This window comes from Arthrobacter sp. R-11, from assembly GCF_049913155.1.
Taxonomy (GTDB): Bacteria; Actinomycetota; Actinomycetes; order Actinomycetales; family Micrococcaceae; genus Arthrobacter.
Genome location: NZ_CP183979.1, coordinates 1,059,970 through 1,080,206, shown reverse-complemented (window position 1 = coordinate 1,080,206; position 20,237 = coordinate 1,059,970). Strand labels below are relative to the sequence as shown.

The window sequence follows — 20,237 nt, the reverse complement described above, 5'->3', positions numbered from 1 at the left end:
CCTCCATTTGACGCGTTTCTCCGGGGAACCGGAACGTCCCGCCCCTTGATTCGAGCCATCATCCGGCAAGGTGCCCTGGCACATTTCTGCCGCCGGATTTCAAGCCAGGACGAAAGACCACTCCATGAAATCAGCCATTACCCTTCACGACCTCAGTTTCAACTGGCCCGACGGATCCCCGGCGCTCTTGCAGCTCAACGGCTCCTTCAATCCCGGGCGTACCGGCTTGGTGGGGCGCAACGGCGCTGGAAAGTCCACGCTGCTCAAGCTCGTGGCCGGGCACTTGCTTCCCAGTGCCGGCAGGCTGGAGCGCAGCGGCGAGGTGGGCTACCTGCCTCAGAACCTCACCCTGCGCAGCGACACCACGGTGGCCGGGCTGCTTGGCATCGAGCGGACCCTCAGCGCGATCGCGGCCATCGAATCCGGGGACGTCAGCCAGGAGCATTTCGATGCGGTGGGCGACGACTGGGATATCGAATCCCGTGCCGAGGAGGCTCTGCAGCGGATCGGTTTCTCCTCCGAGGACCTCCACCGCCGTGTCGCCGAGGTTTCCGGCGGCGAGGCGATGCTCATCGCCGTCACGGGCCTGCGGATCCGGAGAACCCCCATCACCTTGCTGGACGAACCCACCAACAACCTCGACCGCGCCACCCGCCGCCAACTGACCAGCATGGTGGACGAATGGCCGGGCACCTTGATTGTGGTGAGCCACGACCTGGAGCTCCTGGAGCGCATGGACAACACCACCGAGCTGCATGCCGGAGAACTTGAAACCTTCGGCGGCCCGTACAGCGCATGGAAGTCCTACCGGGAACAGGAACAGGCCGCGGCCGTGCAGGCCGCACAATCTGCCCAGCAGGCGCTCAAGGTGGAGAAAAGGCAGCGCATCGAGGCCGAAACCAAGCTGGCACGCCGGGAACGGACAGCCAAGAAGACCCAAAAAGACGGCGGCATACCCAAGATCCTGGCCGGCAACCGGGCAAGCAGGGCCCAGGTCTCGGCGGGGAACCTTCGCGGCACCCTGGACGGCAAGATCTCCGCCGCACAAGCCGCAGTCGACGCCGCAGACGCACGGGTCCGGGAAGAGCAGCACATCAATCTGGTGCTGCCGGATCCGCAGGTGCCACGGGGCAAACGGATCGCGGAACTGCGTTCCGATGGCCGGAGCTTCGTCATCCAAGGACCGGAGCGGCTTGCGCTGGTAGGCCCGAACGGTGCCGGCAAGTCCACCCTCCTGATGCGCATGCTGGCCGGCAGCTCGACGGCGGACGGTTCCGCCGTCGAGCACGGTTCCGCCGGCACGCAAGCGGAGGGAGTGCTGCTGACCGACCGCGTCGGGTACCTTCCGCAGCGGCTGGACGGGCTCGACGACGGCGCGAGCGCCCTGGAGAACGTGCAGTCCGTGGCGCCATCGACGCCGACGGGAACCATCCGCAACCAGCTGGCCCGCCTACTGCTGCGCGGCCCCGCGGCGGACCGCCCGGTGGGGACGCTCTCCGGCGGCGAACGCTTCCGGGTGAGCCTGGCGAAACTCCTCCTGGCCGAGCCGCCGGCGCAGCTGCTCGTGCTCGACGAACCCACCAACAACCTGGACATCCCCAGCGTGGAGCAGCTCGCCGAGGCCCTGGATGCCTACCGCGGCGCCGTGCTGATCGTCAGCCACGACTTCGCCTTCCTTGAACGGCTGGGAATCGACACCGTGCTGGAACTCGGCAGGGACGGCCGGCTGCGGCAGAAGGGTGGCCTGGAGGAAGGCTGGCAAAACTAGCAGCGGCAGCTGAACTGGTAGCGGCAAGCCGGACTAGCTCGTGACGATGTCCCGGGTGGCGTGGCTGTAGGTGAAGGTGACCTTGCCGCCGTCGTGGTGCAGCTCGTGGTTGGCACCGTCCCGGACACCGAACGCGCCGTAGTTTTCATCCCACGCACGGTTCAGCGCGATCTTGTAGGTGTAGAACCCGGCGGGCAGTTCGGCGGTGAGCGACCAGACCTTCTTGCGGGCGTTGTACTTCATCTGGACTTGGTCGTGCTGCGGGGCCCAGTCCTCCGGTGCGCCCAGGAGGGTACTGAAGTCACCGGCGACGGCTACGGCGGAGGGCTGCTCGAGCTTCGGCTCCTTCGCGGCAGGGGCCTTCTTCGTGGGGGCTTCTGCCGCCGTCGTGCTTTCCGGGGTGCTTTCGGCCGCGGTGACTGCCGTCTTCGCCTTGCTTGCGGCGGGCTTACTTGCCGTCCGCTTCGCAGCGGGCTTCTTGGCGGCCGGCTTCTTGGGGGCTTCCGGCAACGGAGTGCCTTCCGGGACCGGGATGCCTTCGGCGAGGGCTGCGGCGAATTCCTCCGGCTTGGCGAAGGCGACCGTGGCGCGCAGCCCGTCGTCGGTGATGGTCCAGCCGGAACGGCCCTTGACCAGCCAGCCGGCCTTGACCAGCTTGGAGGTGGCCGTGGTCAGGCCCTTGTGGCCGCGCGGGATGCCGCCGCTCAGGAGCTCGGACTCGTGATCGCTGAAGGGGACGCGCGAGGCTGCTTCGGCCAGGACTTCGCCGGCGTTCAGTGAGGCTTCGGACCAGGTTCCCTCGGCGAGTACGTCGAGGACGGTCTTGAGACGGACGATGCTGGTGTCGGCGGCAGTCTTGGCCATGTGGCTCCTTCAGCGGCGGGTATTTGTTTGCAGTCTGCCAAGCTTCTGTAAATTCCGGGTACCGTAACGGGTTAACTCCGTGTGTCGTGACCCACTGTTACGGGGTTCGGCGGTGAAGTGATTGCAGAGTCTCGGGTAGCTGTCGGTTTGGGTGTTCGGCCGGCACGTTCGTGCGGCCCCTACGACCTTTGCGCAGCCGCTTCCCACACCCGCACTTCACCGAGCAACTCGGCCTTGCGGGCCTCCGACGCGAACGAGGAACGGATGGAGTTTGCCGCCAGCGTCGATTGTTCGGCCGCCGTCAGGCCGTGGACCGCTGCGAGCTGGGTGAAATTGTCGTCGACGTAGCCGCCGAAATAGGCGGGATCATCCGAATTCACGCTGACGTTCAGGCCTGCGGACAGCATCGCCGGCAAGGGGTGGTCAGCGAGTGTGTCCACGGCGCGCAGCCGTACGTTGGACAGCGGGCAGACCGTCAGCGGGATCTGTTCCTCCACAAGCCGCCCTACCAGTTCGGGGTCCTCCATGCAGCGGATGCCGTGGTCGATCCGTTCCACACCCAGCAGGTCCAGGGAGTCGGTGATGTACGACGCCGGCCCCTCCTCGCCCGCGTGGGCGATCCGGTGCAAGCCGGCTTCCGTTGCGCGCTGATACAGGCGGACGAATTTCGACGGCGGATTGCCCACCTCGGCAGAATCCAGGCCGATGCCGGCGATCGGGGCGTTCATGGCCAGCAACTGTTCCAGGACTTCCAAGGCGTCCTCTTCGGGCAGGTCCCTCAGGAAAGCGGCAATCAGGAGGGTCGAGACGCCGAAGTCTTCCTCCGACGTCGCGAGCGCCGAGGCAACGCCGTTGACGCATGTCTCGAGGGAAACGCCGCGGGAAAGGTGGGCCTGCGGGTCCATCATGACCTCGACGTGCCGTACGCCGCCCGCGGACGCGCGGGCCAGGTAGGCGCGGGTCATATCCGCGAAGTCCTGCTCGGTGCGCAGCACGGCCATGTTGGCGTAATAGAGGTCGAGGAAAGACTGCAGGTCCGTGAATTCGTAGCGTGAGCGAAGCTCATCCAGGTCCGCATAGGGGAGCTCGATGCCGTTCCGCTCCGCGAGGGCGAAGATCAACTCCGGCTGGAGCGTCCCCTCGATGTGCAGGTGCAGTTCGGCCACCGGAAGTACAGAGTTCGCGCCATTTGTTTCCACCCGACAAGAGTAGCCTGCGAGGGTTCCGGGCAAGGGGGCGGGCCGAGCTTGGGAGGGCTGGGAGCAGGCTGGTCGCTAGCCTGCGGAGCCGCTGGCCGAGCTTGGGAGGGCTCGGATCAGGGTGGTCGCTAGCCTGCGGAGCCGCTGGCCGAGCTTGGGAGGGCTCGGATCAGGGTCCGCTTCTCGGCTCGCCTCTGCCAAAATCAGCGCGCATTGATGTGGAGCGCTATTTTGTCGTAGCCCTCTGGCAGAGTCGGGTTATGGAGGCAATCGCGCAGCTGGAACGGTGGAGGGACCGGGTTTCGGTCCCGGTGCCGCCCGTCGCCGTGCCGGATCCGCTTGGGATTGACGGCTTGCTCGGTAATGCGCGTTCGTTGGCGGAAGACACGGCCGACGCCGTCCGAAACCTCGGCCTGGATGAATCCGCCCTGTTCGCCACCCGGGTCGAGGAACTCTCCCGGACCGTTGAATACCTGCAGATCGTGGCCGCCGGGCAACTGGACCGGCTCAGGACCCACGCAGCCAGGCCCGCCGCGGCACCCGCCGGCTGGAGGACCGGCTGGCAGGACGACGGCGACACCACCGCACTGCCCGATGACGGCACCACCGGCGGCGCCCAGCAGCCCGGTGCTGGCCGGCAGGCCAGTGCCCGCGGGACCGGCGCCGGGCAATCCGGCGCCACCGCCGGCGCTGACACCGCCCGGGCCGGGCTGGCCGCGGAGTTCCGCACCAGCACCGAATACCTGCGCGTGCTGCTACGCATCAGCGCCGCCGAAGCCCGCCGCCGCCTCGCACTTGCCGCCACCACCCTGCCCCGCCACACCATCACCGGCCAGCCGGCCGAACCGGCCCACGGGCACCTCGCCGCAGCCTTGGCCGCCGGCACCATCAGCACCCGCTCAGCCACGATCATCGCCCTGACCCTGGACAAAGCTCCCCGCACCACAGCCCCGGAAATCCTCACGGCCCTGGAACACAAACTCACCGACACCGCCGAACACCACGACCCCGACTTCCTCACCCGCCTCGCCCGGCGCTGGGCCGAAGCCCTGGACCCCGACGGCCACGAACCCAGCGACGAAGAACTCCGCCACACCCAAGGCGCCTTCCTCCGCCGCTCCAAACACGGACTGAACCACCTCGAAATCTTCGCCACCCAGGACCAGTACGAACACCTGCTCACCGTCATGAACACTGCCACCAACCCCCGCACCAAAACCACATCCGGAACAGATCGCGGAACCGGCGACGGTGCCGCCACGGACTCCGATCACGACACTCTCGACCGGCGCTCCCGCCCCCAGAAACTCCTCGACGGACTCATCAGCGCCTGCAGAGCCGCCCTCACCACCGGCACACTCCCCACCGCCGGCGGCCACCGTCCCCAAATCACCGCCACCATCGACTACCGGCACCTCCTGGACTCACTCACGGACAAAACCACCGGCACCGCAAACACAGCCCCCGGCACCGGGAACTACACCTTCACCGGCCCCGTCCCCGCCGCTGTCCTGCGCAAACTCGCCTGCGACGCCGACATCCTCCCCGCCGTCCTCGGCGGAGGAGGACAAATCCTGGACATCGGACGCGCCGGCCGGCTCTTCCCTCCCGGCATCCGCAAAGCCCTCACCGCCCGCGACCAAGGCTGCGCCTTCCCCGGCTGCACCATCCCCGCCCCCTGGTGCGAAACCCACCACATCACCTACTGGTCACACGGAGGACCCACCAACGCCGACAACGGCACCCTGCTCTGCAGCCACCACCACCACGTCATCCACAAAGAACAATGGACCATCCACCTCCGCGCCGGCGTGCCCTGGTTCATCCCGCCACCCCACATCGACCCCCACCAACAACCACGCCAAAACCACTACTTCCGCTGCTGAGCACTCGGGCATCGGTTCAGCAATGCGTTCTGGCCCAGCAGCACCTCCGAGCGGCCAAAAAACATCGTCGAAAGTGGGACACCCTCTTCAAGATCGCCGAACACCTCAACCTCAAGGCCGGCAGGCACCTGCGCCCGACTTGGTTCGAAGCCAGCCCCACCCTCAAACTAAAGGGATGCAGACCTTCCTCCCCTTCCCTGATTTCAAGCAAAGCGCCGCCGCCCTGGACACCGACCGGCTGGGCAAGCAGCGCGCCGAGGTCCTGCAGATCCTGCGCACCCTGGTCATCCCCGAGTTCGGCCGCCTGAGCCACCCCGCCATCCGGATGTGGATGGGCCATGTCCCCGCCCTCACCTTGTACGGCCTGGCAATGGTCGACGAATGGGAGTCCCGCGGCAACCCGGACAAGCTCCGCGCCGACATCACCGAATTCGCCCCCCAAGCAGCGCACCCGGACTACGCCGCCAAGATTCCGATGCCCCAATGGCTCGGCGAATCCGACCTTCACCTGAGCCACCGGTCCAAACTGATCCAGAAGGATGCCCGCTTCTACGGCGAGGCCTTCTCCGGAACCCCGGCCGGACTGGAATTCGTCTGGCCCGAACCCTCCATAGACCTGATCCCGGAAGACCCCGAAGAGGACTTCCTCTGGGTGGTCCGCTCCGCCCACACCGGAAACGACCCCGAAAAGCTCCGCACCGTGGGCCTCCCCGCCGTCGGCAAGGCTGCGGCGAAAGGCGAGGCGTCCGCCGTCGGAAGCCCGGCGGAGGACGTGGAGGAAAACGCGGAAGGCACGGCCAAGCCTGCCCGCAAGGAACCGCAGCGCCTGCTCAAAAAGCCCACCGCGAAGCGCAAGCGCCAGGAAGAGACCTTCCGTACCCTTCCGGGCAAGACTCCGGTGCTCGTACCGCTGGAGGACGGGCACACCCTGGCCCTCGGCAGGGTCGTCGGGCGGCCGATCACCCTGGACGACGGACGCTTCGGCCGCAACTTCGAGCTCAGCCAGGTCCTGGAACGCTCAGACCTCGCCAACCCGGCATTGCTCCAGGATCCGCGGGTCTTCTTCCCGGTCCCGGATCCGGCTCTCTAGCGCCGGACACTCCCGGCGCCGGACACCCCCGACGGCGGACACTCCCGAAAAGGCGCCCGCTACCGCCCGGCAGCGTACCCCTGCGCGCCCCGCGGGTTCGCGGCCGCCTGCAACACACCGCTCACCGGATCGCGCACGACGACGGACAGGCGTCCCAGCATCCAGTCCCCTGCGCGGGTGATCCGGTGTCCGCGGCGCTCAAGCCCTGAGACCACCTCTTCGCCCAGCCGGTCCTCGACGACGGCGCCGCCAGGTTCCCAGGTGCGCGGCCAGAACGATCCGGGCATGGAAGTGGTGTGGAATGCAGGTGCGTCGATTGCCTGCTGCGGTGTGTATCCGCCGACGATGGTCCGCAGCAGGTACGGCAGCTGCCATTGGTCCTGCTGGTCGCCGCCGGGCGAACCGAGCGCTGCAATAGCCGCGCCGTCGCGCAGCACCAGTGTGGGCGTGAGCGTGGTGCGCGGTCGTTTGCCGGGCGTCAACGTGGACGGCGTTCCGGGTTCCAGCCAGGTCATCTGCAGGCGGGTGCCCAGGCAGAAACCCAGTTCGGGAATGGCCGGCGAAGACTGCAGCCAACCACCGGACGGCGTCGCGGACACCATGTTGCCCCAGCGGTCCACGACGTCGAGGTGGCAGGTGTCGCCGCGGGTCTCCCCCGAGGGCGGCACCGTAGGCTCGCCGGTTCCGGCCGCGGACTCGCTGCCGTCGGTGCGCAATTCGGGAATGTAGGCCTCCCGCCCCGGGATGCGGCCCGGCCGGAACTCGTGCGACGCGTTTTCGGTGATCAACGCCCGCCGGGTCTCCGCATAAGCCGGTGACAGGAGCTCGTCCAGGGGCACATCGCCGTCGCCGTAATAGGCTTCCCTGTCGGCCAAAGCCAGCTTCATTGCCTCCAGGATCGTGTGCGCGCCGAGTTCGCTGGACGGGTCCAGGCGCGCATCGTCGAAACCGTCCAGGATGGCCAAGGCCTGCAGCAGCGCCGGCCCCTGGCCCCAGGGGCCGGTCTTGGCGATCGTGTGGCCCCGGAATTCCAGGGTGGCCGGCGCTTCGTAGCCTGCGCTGAACCCCTCCAGGTCAGCCAGCGCCAGGACGCCGCTGTGGTCCGTGCCGGTGGAATGGCGGTGCGGCTGCCGCACGGACTCCACCATGGCGCGGGCCACGAAACCTTCGCTCCATTCCAAGCGAGCGGCGTCGATCCTTGCTTCGCGAGTGTGGGCCACCGTTCCACCCGCTGCGTCGCCGAACCCGGCACCGGCCTGGACCAACCTTTGCAGCGTCCGGGCGTAGGCGGGGTTGCTGATCAGTTCGCCCTCCTCCGGAATCCGGCCATCCGGCATCCACAGCTCCGCAGACGCGGGCCAGTGCTCCCGGAACAGCGCGGCCACGGATGCGATCGTCGCGCCCACCCTGGCGAGCACCGGGTGCCCGTCGCGCGCATAGCGGATCGCGAAATCCAGTACCTCGGCAAGCTCCCAGCTGCCGTGGTCCCGCAGCAGCAAAAGCCAGGCGTCGACGGCGCCCGGAACCGCCGCGGCGAGGGCCCCGGATCCGGGGACAAGGCTGAGCCCTTCGGCCCGGAAGTGCTCCACCGTGGCCCCTTGCGGTGCGGGCCCCTGCCCCATGAGGACCACCGCTTTTCCGGGCTCGACGGCGGTGCTGAAGACCGCGGTCAGGTCGCCGCCGGGGCCGTTGAGGTGCGGTTCCACCACATGCAGCACGAACGCCGCGGCGCTTGCCGCATCGAAGGCGTTGCCACCGCGCTCCAGCACCGCCTGTGCCGTGGCCGTGGCCAGCCAGTGCGTGGAGGCCGCCATGCCGAAGGTGCCGCGCAGGGTGGGCCGGGTGGTGAAAGCGTCGGGCCTGGTGAAGCTCATGGGCCCACTGTAGGCACATGGTCCGCCGCCACCGGAGATGCCCCGCGGCAGTCCGGTCAGCCGAGGCGAGCTTCCGGAAAGCCTCCTGCCCACGCCCCTTCCCGTGAGACTGTGGAGTTCCAGGCGGCCGGCACAGTAGGGGGACCCATGGACTTCCAACACATCATTGAGACGGTGGGCTCGTACATGGACGCGGCCGGCGTGGCCGTGATGGTGGTGGGAGCATTGATCTCCATCCCGCTGGCATTGCGCGGCTACAAGCCCCGGCGCGCCACGGGCGAGGTCTCGGTCTACCGCGCCTACAGGCAGTTGCTGGGACGTTCCATCCTGCTGGGCCTTGAGCTCCTGGTCGCCGCCGACATCATCCGCACCGTGGCCGTCACACCCACGTTCGAGAGCGTAGGCGTGCTGGCCATTATCGTGGCGATCCGGACGTTCCTGAGCTTCTCCTTGGAACTGGAAATCACCGGCCGCTGGCCGTGGCAAAAGGAGTCCGCGGCGGGCAAACCATGAGGCTCACCGCCGACGCCGCCCTGTTACTTGCCGAGGCCGGCCCTCCGCAGGGCATCGGCGAGCGCCGTATCCGCCGGCGCCTGTTGCGGGCGGCCCTGCTGCGGGCGGCCCTGCTGGGAACGGCCCTGCTGGGGCCGCCGGTCCTGGCCCCGCTCCTGGGAACGGCCGCCGTCGTTCCGCCGTTCCTGGCCGCCTGACCGCCCGGTGGAAGCGCCTCCGGTGCGGCTCCCTGAGGCGCCGGGTTCGTCGTCGAGCCTCAGGGTCAACGAAATACGCTTCCGTTCCGGGTCGGCCTCAAGCACCTTCACCTTCACCACCTGGCCGGACTTCACCACTTCGCGCGGGTCGGAGACGAACTTGTTGGACATTGCCGAGACGTGGACCAGCCCGTCCTGGTGCACCCCGACGTCCACGAACGCCCCGAACGCGGCCACGTTGGTGACGGTCCCTTCAAGCACCATTCCCGGAACCAGGTCGGAGATCTTCTCGACCCCTTCGGAGAAGCTCGCGGCCACGAAGGCAGGGCGCGGGTCGCGGCCGGGCTTTTCGAGCTCGGCCATGATGTCCCGCACGGTCGGCACGCCGAAGGCGCCGTCCACGAAGGCCTGCGGATCCAGCGCGGAGACAGGCGAGCCCGAAGCACCGGCGGCGGCCAGGATCTTCCGGGCCACGGAATAAGCCTCGGGGTGCACGCTGGAACGGTCCAACGGCTCGGCTCCCCCGCTGATCCGCAGGAAGCCGGCGCACTGTTCGAAGGCCTTGGCGCCCAGGCGCGGCACCTTCTTCAGCTCGGCCCGCTTGGCGAACGGCCCGTTCTCGTTCCGGTAGGCCACGATGTTCTCGCTCAGCAGCGGCCCGACGCCGGCCACCCGGCTCAGCAGCGCCGGCGAGGCCGTGTTCAGCTCCACGCCCACGGCGTTCACACAGTCCTCCACCACCGCATCCAGGGAGCGGTCGAGCTTCGCGGCGGTGACATCGTGCTGGTACTGCCCCACGCCGATCGACTTCGGTTCGATCTTCACCAGTTCCGCCAGCGGGTCCTGCAGGCGCCGCGCGATGGACACGGCCCCGCGCAGGGAGACATCCATGCCAGGCAGCTCGGCAGCGGCGAGCGCGGACGCCGAGTATACGGACGCCCCGGCTTCGGAGACCACGAGCTTTTGCAGCGCTGGACCGCCGGCGGCTTTGAGTGTCTTGATGAGCTCGCCGGCGAGCTTGTCGGTTTCCCGGGAGGCGGTGCCGTTGCCGATCGCGACGAGTTCGACGCCGTGCTGCGCCACCAAGCGCGAAAGGGTCGCCAGGGCCTCGTCCCACTTCTTCGCGGGTGCGTGCGGGTAGACGGTATCGGTTGCGACCACCTTGCCGGTGCCATCGACGACGGCCACCTTCACCCCGGTGCGCAGGCCCGGGTCCAGGCCCAGCGTGGCACGGTTGCCGGCGGGTGCGGCCAGCAGCACGTCGCGGAGGTTGGCGGCGAAGACGCGCACGGCTTCGTCCTCCGCCTGGGCGAACAGGCGCCCGCGCAGGTCGTTGGCGAGCCGGTCAAGGATCCGGGACCGCCAGGCGATCTGCGCGGTCTGCATCAGCCAGCTGTCCGCCGCGCGGCCGCGGTTGGCGACCCCGAGGCAGGCGGCCACGGCGTTCTCGTAACGGGTGCGCGCGGCGGCCAGGGCGTCGTCGTCGGCCGGTTCCGCCTCGGCGAGCTGCAGTTCCAGCACGTCTTCCTTCTCGCCGCGCAGCAGCGCGAGTACCCGGTGGCCGGGCATTTTGGCCGGCAGCTGGGAGAACTCGAAGTAGTCCTTGAAGTTTTGGCCCTGGGCCTCCATGCCCTTCTTCACGCGGGACACCATGCTGCCCTGGGTCCACAGCCGCTCGCGGAGGGTCTCGGCGAGGTCTGCGTCCTGGGAGACGCGCTCGACCAGAATGGACCGGGCTCCGGCGAGCGCCGCGGAAGCGTCGTCAACGGAGTGCTCGGCGTTGAGATATTTCGCGGCTTCGGCCTCGGGGTTGAGCGTGGGGTCGGCCAGCAGCGCGTCCGCCAGGGGTTCGAGACCGGCTTCGCGGGCGATCTGCGCCTTGGTGCGGCGCTTGGATTTGTAGGGCAGGTAGATGTCCTCAAGCCGGGCCTTGGTGTCCGCGGCGACGACGGCGGCCTCCAGCTCGGCGGTCAGCTTTCCTTGGGCGGCAATCGCCTCGAGGACAGTGCGCTTGCGCTCCTCCAGCTCCCGCAGGTACCGCAGCCGTTCCTCCAGTTGGCGCAGCTGGGTGTCGTCCAGGGTGCCCGTGACTTCCTTGCGGTAGCGGGCGATGAACGGCACGGTGGACCCGGCGTCGAGCAGTTCGACGGCGGCCTTGACCTGCCAGGCTTTCACCCCGAGTTCCTCGGCGATCACGGCGTGGATGGCGGCCTCGGGCGATGCGGTGTTTGCGGTACCGGAATGAATTTGAGTCACCAACACAGTTTGCCCTACCGAAAGGCGCGCCCTACCAAAAAGCCTCGGCGCGTGCTGTAGTTGGAAGGCACCGCGAGGAAGGGGCGCACCATGCAGGAATTGCTCGTTATCCTCCAGGACGGGTTCGACGGCGACGACGTCACCATCACCGTCAACGGCAAGGAAGCCCACCACGAACCCGGCGCGTCCACGAAGATGCTGCTGGGGATGGCTGCCGAAATCTCCGTGGAGCTGCCGGCAAAGGGGGCGACGGTCGGCGTCGAGATTCCGTCCCGGGAAATGTCCGCCGAGATCACGGTCCACGGCCGGCCGAAGAGCGTGCTGGCTTCGGTTGAAGGCGGTGAGCTGGTGCTGCGTGAGGGCACCGGACGTGAGGCGTTCCTCTAGCGCCTGCCATCCGCCGGCCATGAGGGAGCAGACAGTAAGAGGCACCGCGGCGCGTCCGCCACGGTGCCCGGTCTATTGTTCGTCAGCCCAGATGTTCCGTCAGCCCATGGGTGTCATGGGGGTCTTGGCGGAAATGTGCTCCACCAACTCGCCAACGCGCTGCTCGGAGTAGTTCCTGGCGATGTCGCCCTGGCTGATGATGCCCACCAACTTGTGGTCGGTGATGACCGGCAGGCGGCGCACCTGGTGCTTTTCCATCAGGTCGATCGCGGCGTCGATGCTGGCATCGGCGTCAATCCAGATGGGCTTTCCCTGGGCAAGGTCGGCTGCGCGCTTCTCGCTTGCGTTCCAGCCTTCGGCGACGCACTTGAGCACAATGTCGCGGTCCGTGATGAAGCCCTTGAGCTTTCCGTCATTACCGCAGATCGGTAGGGAACCACAGTCCAAATCGCGCATCATTACGGCCGCTTCCTGCAGCGACTGGTCTTCCTTCACGCATTGGGCATCGGTGGTCATGAATTCGCGTACAACACTCATGAGTCCTCCTTGATCGATGGGTATCGGCGCGGACCCCCGGCCCCGACGCCGATGGTTTCAGCGTACGCCCGGACAGGGCCGGAAGTATCGTGGTCTAGCCCACCATTTCAATAATCCATTCGTTGGAGTATTGTTCCCCTTGGTTACTCACGGATTCGGGGCGCGGGCCACCTTCTGACTGTTTCTGGGGACACCAACCGACTCGCACCGCCTCGCTCTGGACCGTCTTTCCGCCGGCCCCTCATTGGCCACGCCCTGCGGGCTCCCGTTACCCGCTCCGCGTCGTCGAAGCCGCCCTGGCGAACGATTCTGTTCCACTGCTTGCACGCGAGAAAAGACCCTGCGATGAACACCCCCAACATGCCCGATCCGTCCTACACGCCCAACCCCGACAACCCCCTTCCTGTACCGCTGCCGCCATCGCCCCTTCCCGGACCGATCCCGCTTCCGGGACCAGTGCCGCTGCCCGGCCCCATCCCCTTCCCGCAGCCGGGTCCGTTGCCGCTTCCGCCGGATCACGACTGGTGGCGTTGCTGGCGGAACGCGGCCATCAGCGGACGCTACGAAGGAGGCCAGGCCGGTGCCTCGCTGATCGGCAGGTCCCTGGACCTGCGGCTGGACATCGACCGGCGGACCAACGTCGAATCCCCGGTGCTGAACAAGGTCAGCGGGGATATCTACTCCAAGCGCTTTGTCCGGATCGGCGGCCGCTTCCAATTGGTCACCACCTATCTGGAGTCCTGGATCGTGGACAATCCCGTGGTCACCTGGACCCGTTGCCGGGTGCGGATCAGCGGTACCGTCCGCTACTGGCAGGGAGTCCACCCGCCCACCACCGTGGAGATTTCCGTGGGCTGGTTCTTCGGCGCCATCAACCCCGCCACCGTGGTCTTCACCGTCGGCGGCACCCCGGAGGCCGCCTACACCTGCGCGTACAAGTCCGATTGCTTCCGGGACGTGAACCTGGAAGTGGACTTCTGCAGTTCGGTGGACGTGGACCCCAAGGCCCCGTCCTACAACACCCACAGCCACAACAACCGCCCCGCGGACCTTGCCGAACGCACCTTGGACATCGGGACCAGCTACCGGGACGCCGGCGTGGACGTCCGGATCGATTCCGTGCACACCGTGATCGACGACAGCGCCCCGGCCTTCGTGTCCTGGAACGTCGGCGAACTCCACGACGCCATGGAGACCTCCTTCAGCCGGTTCAGCTCCGGCTGGCCGGCCTGGAACCTCTGGGGAATGCAGGCTGGCTTGTTCGACAGCGCGGGCGTGGGTGGCATCATGTTCGACGCCGCCGCCGGCTTTGGCGGGGCCGGCCGCGGGCCCGACCGGCAAGGGTTCGCCGTGTTCCGCAACCATTCCTGGTTCACCAACCTGGTGGCCGGAACCCCGACCACGCAGGACCAGGCCTGGGCCCAGCGCCACTACCTCTACACCTGGGTGCACGAGGCCGGGCACGCCTTCAACTTCCTGCATTCGTGGGACAAGGCCCGCCCGGATTCGCTGTCCTGGATGAACTACGACTGGCGCTACGACCAACGCAACGGCACGGACCAGTTCTGGGCGAACTTCCGCTTCCGCTTCGACGACGACGAGCTCCTGCACATGCGCCACGGCGACCGCGCCTCGGTGATCATGGGCGGGGACCCGTGGGCTTCGGGCGGGCACCTGGAATCTCCTGCCGGCTCGATGACGGTCTCCGGCCCGGGCAGCGACGTGGAACTGACCGTGACCGGCAAGGACCACTTCGATTTCATGGAGCCCGTGGCCTTGGAGTTCCGCCTCCGGAACACCAGCGACGCGCCGTTGGTGCTGGACCGCCGCCTCGACCCGCGCTACGGCAACACCACCGTGTACGTCCAGAAACCGAACGGCACCACCGTGCTGCACGAATCGGTGGTCTGCTACTACGGCATCCCCGAACCGGTGACCCTCGGCCCTGCGGCCGGCGCCGGCGGCAAGGAAGGCGAGGACCGCTTCAGCGAGCTGGTCCAGCTCGCCTACAGCACCGGCGGTTTCGTGTTCGACGAGCCGGGCCAGTACCTGGTCCGTGTCGTCTACAGCAGCGAGGGCGTGCTGCAGGCCTCCAACACCTTCCCGCTGCGGGTCGGCTTCCCGGTGACCAAGGAAGAGGACCGCTTCGCACCGCAGTTCTTCAACCGCGAGGTCGGGCTCACCCTCGCCTTCGAAGGCTCGATGTCCCCGTACCTGAGCAAGGGGCTGGATGCCCTCACGGAGGCAGCCGAGCGCTTCACAGGCGAGCCGCTGGGCGTCAAGGCCGCCACCGCCGTCGCGCAGTCCGTGGGCGACGACTTCTACCGCCGCGAGCACCAGACCATGGTCAAGAGCCACAGCGCGGACCCGGAGCGGGCATTGGCCCTCACCGAGCCGGGGCTGGAGCGCTACCAGGCGGCCGCAACGCCGTCGGGCAACCTCGCATACCGCGAGCTGGTCCAGTTCCGCACGGGGCTGCACCTGGCCGCCGACAACGCCCAGGCCGCCAGCGCCGAGGTGGAGACCCTGGCGAAGGACCTTAGCGAGCGCGGCGCCAACCCGAGTGTTGTCGCAGAGGTGCGGGACCTGATGCCGCCCGCGGCGGAGGGGAAGGCGGCCCCCAAGACCCGCCGGACTCCACGGAAACCGACCAAGTAGCGCCGCTCCGCCTGAGCGGCCCCGAATAACCGGCGACGGCGCCACCCGCCTTCTTCGCGGAGGGCGGGTGCCGCCGTCGTACTGCGTCCGGACACGCAATAATGTCAGCCCCCGCTGATAGCTTGGCCTCATCAGTTCAACGGTCTTACTTCAATGGACTCAGTTCGACGGCCTTGGGGGCGCAATGTTCTTTCTCGACGCGGAGACTGCCGGCCAGCCCCGGGACCTGGTCTTTTCGGCCAGCGACCTCGTGGCCGCTGCCACCTGCGAGTACCAGGTCCTTCGGAAACTCGACGAGAAACTCGGCCGCAGGGCCCCGGCGGATTTCCCGAAGGACGCCATGCTGGACCGCGCCGCGACGCTCGGCGACATCCACGAGCACAAGGTCCTGGATACGTTCGTCGCGGAATTCGGCACCTGGGATCCGGGGACGGGAAGGGGCGTGTACGACGTCGTTCCCGCCGAAGCGATGGACCGCACCACCCTGCACGCCAAGCATGCGGAATCGATCGGGGCGCTGCGCTCCGGTGCGGATGTAGTGTTCCAGGCGGCGTTCTTCGACGGCATCTTCCACGGCCGTTCGGATTTCCTGGTGAAGCGCGGCGAGGACAGCTACGCGGTATTCGACACCAAGTTGGCCCGGCACGCGAAGGTCACGGCGCTGCTGCAACTGGCCGCCTACGCCGACCAGCTCCTCAAGGCGGGCATCATGCCCGACCCCACGGTCACGCTGGTGCTGGGCAACGGGATCCACAGCGACCATGTCCTGGCGGACATCCTTCCGGTCTTCAGGGAGCGCCGCGAACGTTTCCTCGACATGACCGCCGGTCACATCGCCGACGTCGGGCCTGTCGACTGGGGCGATCCGCGCTACTCCGCTTGTGGCCGCTGCGACTATTGCGCCGAGCAGGTCCTGCTGCACCGCGATCTCCTGATGGTGGCCGGCATGCGCGTGAGCCGGCGGAAGAAACTGGTCGAATCCGGCATCACCACCATCGACCAGCTGGCCGCCGCGCCCGCCGATCGTGGCGGCGCGAACGGGGATTCCACCTTCCTGCGGTTGCGGGAACAGGCCCGCCTGCAGACCGGCACGGGCACCCCGGACGGCATAGTCCATTACGCGGACAAGAAGGGCGAGGCCAAGTCCGTGGGCTACACGGTCCTCCCGGACAACACCTTGGGCAGGCTCCCGGCACCGGATCCCGGCGACATCTTCTTCGACTTCGAAGGCGATCCGCTGTGGCAGGATCCCGCTGGCGTGTGGGGCCTGGAGTACCTGTTCGGCGTGGTCGAAAACCCGGTAGAGCCCGGCGGGACTCCCGTGTTCCGGCCGTTCTGGGCGCACACCCGGGCCGGGGAAGGCCAGGCCTTCAGGGACTTCCTGGACTACGTTGCCGAACGCCGGGCCAACTATCCGGGCATGCACATCTACCACTACGCGTCGTACGAGAAAACAGCGCTGCGGAAGCTGTCCCTGAGCCATGTGATGGGTGAAGCCGAGGTGGACGATCTCCTGCGTGAAGGCGTGCTGGTGGACCTGTACGACACCGTGCGCCACAGCCTGCGGATTTCCGAGAACTCCTACAGCATCAAGAAGCTCGAACCCCTCTACATGGGCGAACACCTGCGGTCGGGGGACGTCACCGACGCCGGAGCCTCCGTGGTGGCGTACGCCAACTACTGCACGGCACGGGACAACGGGCAGGCGGACGAAGCCGCCGCCATCCTGGCCAGCATCTCCGACTACAACGAGTACGACTGCCTCTCCACCTTGGAACTGCGCAACTGGCTACTCGGCCTGGCCGCGGAACGGTCCATCGACGTCGGCACGGCGGTCCCGGAGTCCCCGGCGGGGGCCGCTCCGGATACCCCCGGCTACGAAGCCGCGCCGGAGGAAGCAGCGCTGCTGGGGTACCTGGGCACGCTGGCGGAGGAGGAGCTCCAATCGGACGATGGCCGTGCCATTGCCTTGGTTGCCGCCGCGGTCGGGTACCACCGTCGCGAGGACAAACAGTACTGGTGGGGCCACTTCGACCGCTTGGACAAGCCGGTCTCCGAATGGGAGGACACCCGGGACGTCTTCGTAGCCGAAAGCGCTGTAGTGCTTCAGGAATGGGCGAAACCCGGGCCGCGGAAGAACCCTGTCCGCACTATCCGCCTGGCCGGCAGAGCCGCCGAGGGTTCCGACTTTTCCGCGGGCAGGACGTTCTTCCGGATGTACGGGCCGCCCCTGCCGGAATGGCTGCAGGCGAAGGATGACGCCTCGGGCCTCCAGTCCGCACTGGGGCGTTCCGGCTGGGCGGGCACGGAGGTGATCGAAAGCGGCGAAGCAGACGGCCGGGACGTCGTGGTCATTGCCGAGCGGCTGCCGCGCGGTGCCACGGAGTTTTCCGCACTGCCCATGGCCCTGACCCCGGACCGGCCGATTCCCACGGACGGGCAGAAGGCCGCACTGGCGCAGCTCGCCACCGACCTCCGGGACTCCCTTCCGGAGTGGCCGCGCGACCCGGCCCTGGACCTGCTGCGCCGCCGCCCTCCTCGGCTAAGGAATCTTGACGCCCTGCCGGCGGTGGCGGAGGGCCCGGACGGCTATGTCGACGCGATCACCGCGGCCGTGGTGGACCTCGACCATTCCTGCCTTGCCGTGCAGGGTCCTCCGGGGACGGGGAAGACCTATGTGGGTTCCCATGTGGTGGCCCGGCTCGTGTCGCAGGGTTGGAAGGTGGGGGTCGTCGCGCAATCGCATGCGGTGGTGGAGAACATGCTGCGGGCTGCCGTGGAGAAGGCGGGCGTCGATCCGCGACGGGTGGCCAAGGAAGTCAAGCACGACGATCCGCTGCCCTGGCAGCATCGCGGCAAGGCCGACGTCGAACGCCTCCTGTCCAAACCCGGCGGTGCCCTGATCGGCGGTACCGCCTGGACCATGACCGGCAACGGCGTGCCGCCCGGGTCCCTCGACCTGCTGGTCATCGACGAGGCAGGGCAATTCTCGCTGGCCAACACCATGGCGGTCAGCCGTGCCGCGCAGCGGCTCCTTCTGCTGGGTGACCCGCAGCAGCTACCGCAGGTCACGCAGGGGAAGCATCCGGAGCCGGTGGACGAATCCGCCCTCGGCTGGCTGTCCCGGGATCATCACACCTTGCCGCCGGAACTGGGGTATTTCCTGGCCACGTCATGGCGGATGCACCCTGAACTGTGCGCCGCCGTATCCGAGCTGTCCTACGACGGACGGCTGCACGCCGCTCCCCCGGCCTCGGCACGGCACCTTGAGGGGCTCCCGCCGGGGATCGACTGCGTTTATGTACCGCACCGCGGAAATTCGACCTCGTCGGTTGAGGAAGCGGCAGAGGTGGTCCGGCAGGTCCAGGCCCATCTCGGCCTGCGCTGGGACGACCCCCAGGAAGAACGTGGGCCACGGGAACTTGGGGAGCGGGACATCCTGGTGGTGGCCGCGTACAACGCCCAGGTGCAGCTGATCCGGCGCGAACTTCGGGCGGCCGGGCTGGAGGACGTCCGGGTGGGGACCGTGGACAAGTTCCAAGGCCAGGAGGCGCCGGTGGTCATCGTGTCCATGGCGGCCTCGGCTGCCGGCGAGGTGCCGCGCGGCATGGAGTTCCTGCTCTCCCGGAACCGGATCAACGTGGCGGTTTCGCGCGGGCAGTGGCGCGCCGTCGTCGTCCGCTCGCCGGAACTGAGCAACTACCTGCCCGTCCATCCGGAGTGCCTTGAGCAGTTGGGCGGGTTCATCGGGCTGTGTCAGCGGGCTGTGTCAGAGGGCACCCGGCGGCAGATGCCGCCGCCGGGTGCCTAACTGGGGATCAGTTGGCGTAGAACGGGTAGTCCGTGTAGCCCTTGGCCCCTTCGCCGTAGAACGTGGTGGGGTCTGCCTCGTTCAGTGGCAGGCCGTCACGCCAGCGGCGCACGAGGTCCGGGTTGGCGATAGCCGGGCGGCCCACCACCACGGCGTCGGCGTGGCCACCGGCAACCAACTCCACGGCTTCTTCACGTCCGGTGACGCTGCTGAATCCGGTGTTCACCAGGAAGGTGCCCCTGAAACGTTCGCGCAGGTCCTGCACCAGGGCGCCCTTGGGATCGTCGTGGAGAATGCTCAGGTAGGCGAGCTGGAGCGGGGCGATCGTGTCCACGAGGACCTCGTAGGTGGCTCGGACATCGGCCGGGTCGGTCTCGGCGATCTCCTGGACCAGGTGCTCGGGGGAAATCCGGATGCCCACCCGGCTGGCACCGAGGGCGTCGACCACGGCCTGCACGGTCTCGATCACGAAGCGGGCCCGGTTCTCGGGGGAACCGCCGTAGCTGTCGGTGCGGATGTTCGTGTTGGGCGCCAGGAACTCGTGGAGCAGGTAGCCGTTGGCCGAGTGGAGCTCGACGCCGTCGAACCCTGCCTCGATGGCGTTCCGGGAGGCTGTGACGATTTCCTGGATCACCACGGGGAGCTCGTCGGTGCGCAGCTCACGCGGCACCGGGTAGGGCTGCTTGCCGTTCGGGGTGCGGACCTCGCCGTCGATCCCGACAGCACTCGGGGCGACGACTTCGCGGCCGCCGATGATGTCCGGATGGGAGACGCGCCCGCCGTGCATAATCTGGGCGAAGATGCGGCCGCCCTCGGCATGGACGGCGTCCGTGACCTTCTTCCAGCCGGCGACCTGCTCGTCGGTGACGAGGCCGGGCTGTCCAGGGTAGGACTGGCCGGCGGGCGTTGGGTAGGTGCCTTCGCTGACGATCAGGCCAAGCGAGGCCCGCTGGCGGTAGTGCTCCACGAGCAGCGGGCCGGGAATGCCTTCCTGGCCTGCGCGGACGCGGGTGAGCGGGGCCATTACCAGGCGGTTGGGGATTTCCAGCTCGCCGACGGTCAGGGGTGAGAACAGCATGCGCAGTACCTTTCACACGGGAATCGTTTCCGTCTTGGCCAACTATGACGCGCGTGCAACTATTCCGAATGTGGCCTAGATCACCGGCTGACAAACTGCCCGACGGCGGCGGCCGCCTT

13 protein-coding genes are annotated in these 20,237 nt (G+C 67.8%); 7 read left to right on the top strand and 6 right to left on the bottom strand.

What is annotated here, in order from left to right; all coding sequences use genetic code 11:
• Positions 1–124: 124 nt before the first annotated feature.
• A complete protein-coding gene (locus ACN9M4_RS04800; protein ID WP_426302423.1) occupies positions 125–1,768 on the top strand; it encodes an ABC-F family ATP-binding cassette domain-containing protein in 1,644 nt (547 codons plus the stop codon).
• A 33-nt stretch (positions 1,769–1,801) separates the two neighbouring features.
• On the opposite strand, the gene ACN9M4_RS04795 is transcribed toward ACN9M4_RS04800, so the two are convergent.
• The gene (locus ACN9M4_RS04795) at positions 1,802–2,632 is read right to left on the bottom strand and encodes a glycosidase (RefSeq protein WP_426302422.1); all 831 of its coding nucleotides are present in this window, start codon (positions 2,630–2,632) and stop codon (positions 1,802–1,804) included.
• Positions 2,633–2,811: 179 nt separating this feature from the next.
• A complete protein-coding gene (locus ACN9M4_RS04790; RefSeq protein ID WP_426302421.1) occupies positions 2,812–3,831 on the bottom strand; it encodes an adenosine deaminase in 1,020 nt (339 codons plus the stop codon).
• Positions 3,832–4,091: 260 nt separating this feature from the next.
• On the opposite strand from ACN9M4_RS04790, the gene ACN9M4_RS04785 reads away from it, so the two are divergent.
• Together ACN9M4_RS04785 and ACN9M4_RS04780 are read left to right on the top strand one after the other, a co-directional pair.
• Complete coding sequence (locus ACN9M4_RS04785; protein ID WP_426302420.1) at positions 4,092–5,717, top strand: DUF222 domain-containing protein; 1,626 nt, start codon at positions 4,092–4,094, stop codon at positions 5,715–5,717.
• Between the two features lie 175 nt (positions 5,718–5,892).
• Positions 5,893–6,807 (top strand): MSMEG_6728 family protein, encoded by a 915-nt coding sequence (locus tag ACN9M4_RS04780; protein WP_426302419.1) that lies wholly within the window; start codon positions 5,893–5,895, stop codon positions 6,805–6,807.
• A 59-nt stretch (positions 6,808–6,866) separates the two neighbouring features.
• On the opposite strand, the gene ACN9M4_RS04775 is transcribed toward ACN9M4_RS04780, so the two are convergent.
• Complete coding sequence (locus ACN9M4_RS04775) at positions 6,867–8,681, bottom strand: gamma-glutamyltransferase family protein (RefSeq protein WP_426302418.1); 1,815 nt, start codon at positions 8,679–8,681, stop codon at positions 6,867–6,869.
• 147 nt (positions 8,682–8,828) lie between these two features.
• Here ACN9M4_RS04775 and ACN9M4_RS04770 point away from each other — a divergent pair, with 147 nt between their 5' ends.
• Positions 8,829–9,194, top strand: a complete 366-nt coding sequence (locus ACN9M4_RS04770; RefSeq protein WP_426302417.1) for a DUF1622 domain-containing protein — start codon at positions 8,829–8,831, stop codon at positions 9,192–9,194.
• A gap of 23 nt (positions 9,195–9,217) precedes the next feature.
• On the opposite strand, the gene ACN9M4_RS04765 is transcribed toward ACN9M4_RS04770, so the two are convergent.
• Complete coding sequence (locus tag ACN9M4_RS04765; RefSeq protein ID WP_426302416.1) at positions 9,218–11,647, bottom strand: Tex-like N-terminal domain-containing protein; 2,430 nt, start codon at positions 11,645–11,647, stop codon at positions 9,218–9,220.
• Positions 11,648–11,737: 90 nt separating this feature from the next.
• Between ACN9M4_RS04765 and ACN9M4_RS04760 the strand changes: the two genes are divergently transcribed.
• On the top strand, positions 11,738–12,034 hold the full coding sequence (locus tag ACN9M4_RS04760) for a hypothetical protein (RefSeq protein WP_426302415.1): 297 nt from the start codon (positions 11,738–11,740) through the stop codon (positions 12,032–12,034).
• A gap of 99 nt (positions 12,035–12,133) precedes the next feature.
• On the opposite strand, the gene ACN9M4_RS04755 is transcribed toward ACN9M4_RS04760, so the two are convergent.
• Positions 12,134–12,571, bottom strand: a complete 438-nt coding sequence (locus ACN9M4_RS04755) for a CBS domain-containing protein (RefSeq protein WP_426302414.1) — start codon at positions 12,569–12,571, stop codon at positions 12,134–12,136.
• A gap of 345 nt (positions 12,572–12,916) precedes the next feature.
• On the opposite strand from ACN9M4_RS04755, the gene ACN9M4_RS04750 reads away from it, so the two are divergent.
• The gene (locus ACN9M4_RS04750) at positions 12,917–15,229 is read left to right on the top strand and encodes a hypothetical protein (RefSeq protein ID WP_426302413.1); all 2,313 of its coding nucleotides are present in this window, start codon (positions 12,917–12,919) and stop codon (positions 15,227–15,229) included.
• A gap of 184 nt (positions 15,230–15,413) precedes the next feature.
• Positions 15,414–19,040: a TM0106 family RecB-like putative nuclease gene (locus ACN9M4_RS04745; protein ID WP_426302412.1), complete on the top strand. Its 3,627-nt coding sequence runs from the start codon at positions 15,414–15,416 to the stop codon at positions 19,038–19,040.
• Between the two features lie 7 nt (positions 19,041–19,047).
• Here the strand turns inward: ACN9M4_RS04745 and ACN9M4_RS04740 are convergent, their stop codons facing one another.
• Entirely contained in the window at positions 19,048–20,118 is a 1,071-nt protein-coding gene (locus tag ACN9M4_RS04740) for an alkene reductase (RefSeq protein ID WP_426302411.1), read from the bottom strand.
• Positions 20,119–20,237: the final 119 nt, after the last annotated feature.

What these genes read in the sequence shown, in the direction of transcription:
- ACN9M4_RS04800 (WP_426302423.1), top strand. Translation starts at nt 125, where the DNA reads ATGAAATCAGCCATTACCCTTCACGACCTCAGTTTCAACTGGCCCGAC.
- ACN9M4_RS04795 (WP_426302422.1), bottom strand. Translation starts at nt 2,632, where the DNA reads ATGGCCAAGACTGCCGCCGACACCAGCATCGTCCGTCTCAAGACCGTC.
- ACN9M4_RS04785 (WP_426302420.1), top strand. Translation starts at nt 4,092, where the DNA reads ATGGAGGCAATCGCGCAGCTGGAACGGTGGAGGGACCGGGTTTCGGTC.
- ACN9M4_RS04780 (WP_426302419.1), top strand. Translation starts at nt 5,893, where the DNA reads ATGCAGACCTTCCTCCCCTTCCCTGATTTCAAGCAAAGCGCCGCCGCC.
- ACN9M4_RS04775 (WP_426302418.1), bottom strand. Translation starts at nt 8,681, where the DNA reads ATGAGCTTCACCAGGCCCGACGCTTTCACCACCCGGCCCACCCTGCGC.
- ACN9M4_RS04770 (WP_426302417.1), top strand. Translation starts at nt 8,829, where the DNA reads ATGGACTTCCAACACATCATTGAGACGGTGGGCTCGTACATGGACGCG.
- ACN9M4_RS04760 (WP_426302415.1), top strand. Translation starts at nt 11,738, where the DNA reads ATGCAGGAATTGCTCGTTATCCTCCAGGACGGGTTCGACGGCGACGAC.
- ACN9M4_RS04755 (WP_426302414.1), bottom strand. Translation starts at nt 12,571, where the DNA reads ATGAGTGTTGTACGCGAATTCATGACCACCGATGCCCAATGCGTGAAG.
- ACN9M4_RS04750 (WP_426302413.1), top strand. Translation starts at nt 12,917, where the DNA reads ATGAACACCCCCAACATGCCCGATCCGTCCTACACGCCCAACCCCGAC.
- ACN9M4_RS04745 (WP_426302412.1), top strand. Translation starts at nt 15,414, where the DNA reads ATGTTCTTTCTCGACGCGGAGACTGCCGGCCAGCCCCGGGACCTGGTC.
- ACN9M4_RS04740 (WP_426302411.1), bottom strand. Translation starts at nt 20,118, where the DNA reads ATGCTGTTCTCACCCCTGACCGTCGGCGAGCTGGAAATCCCCAACCGC.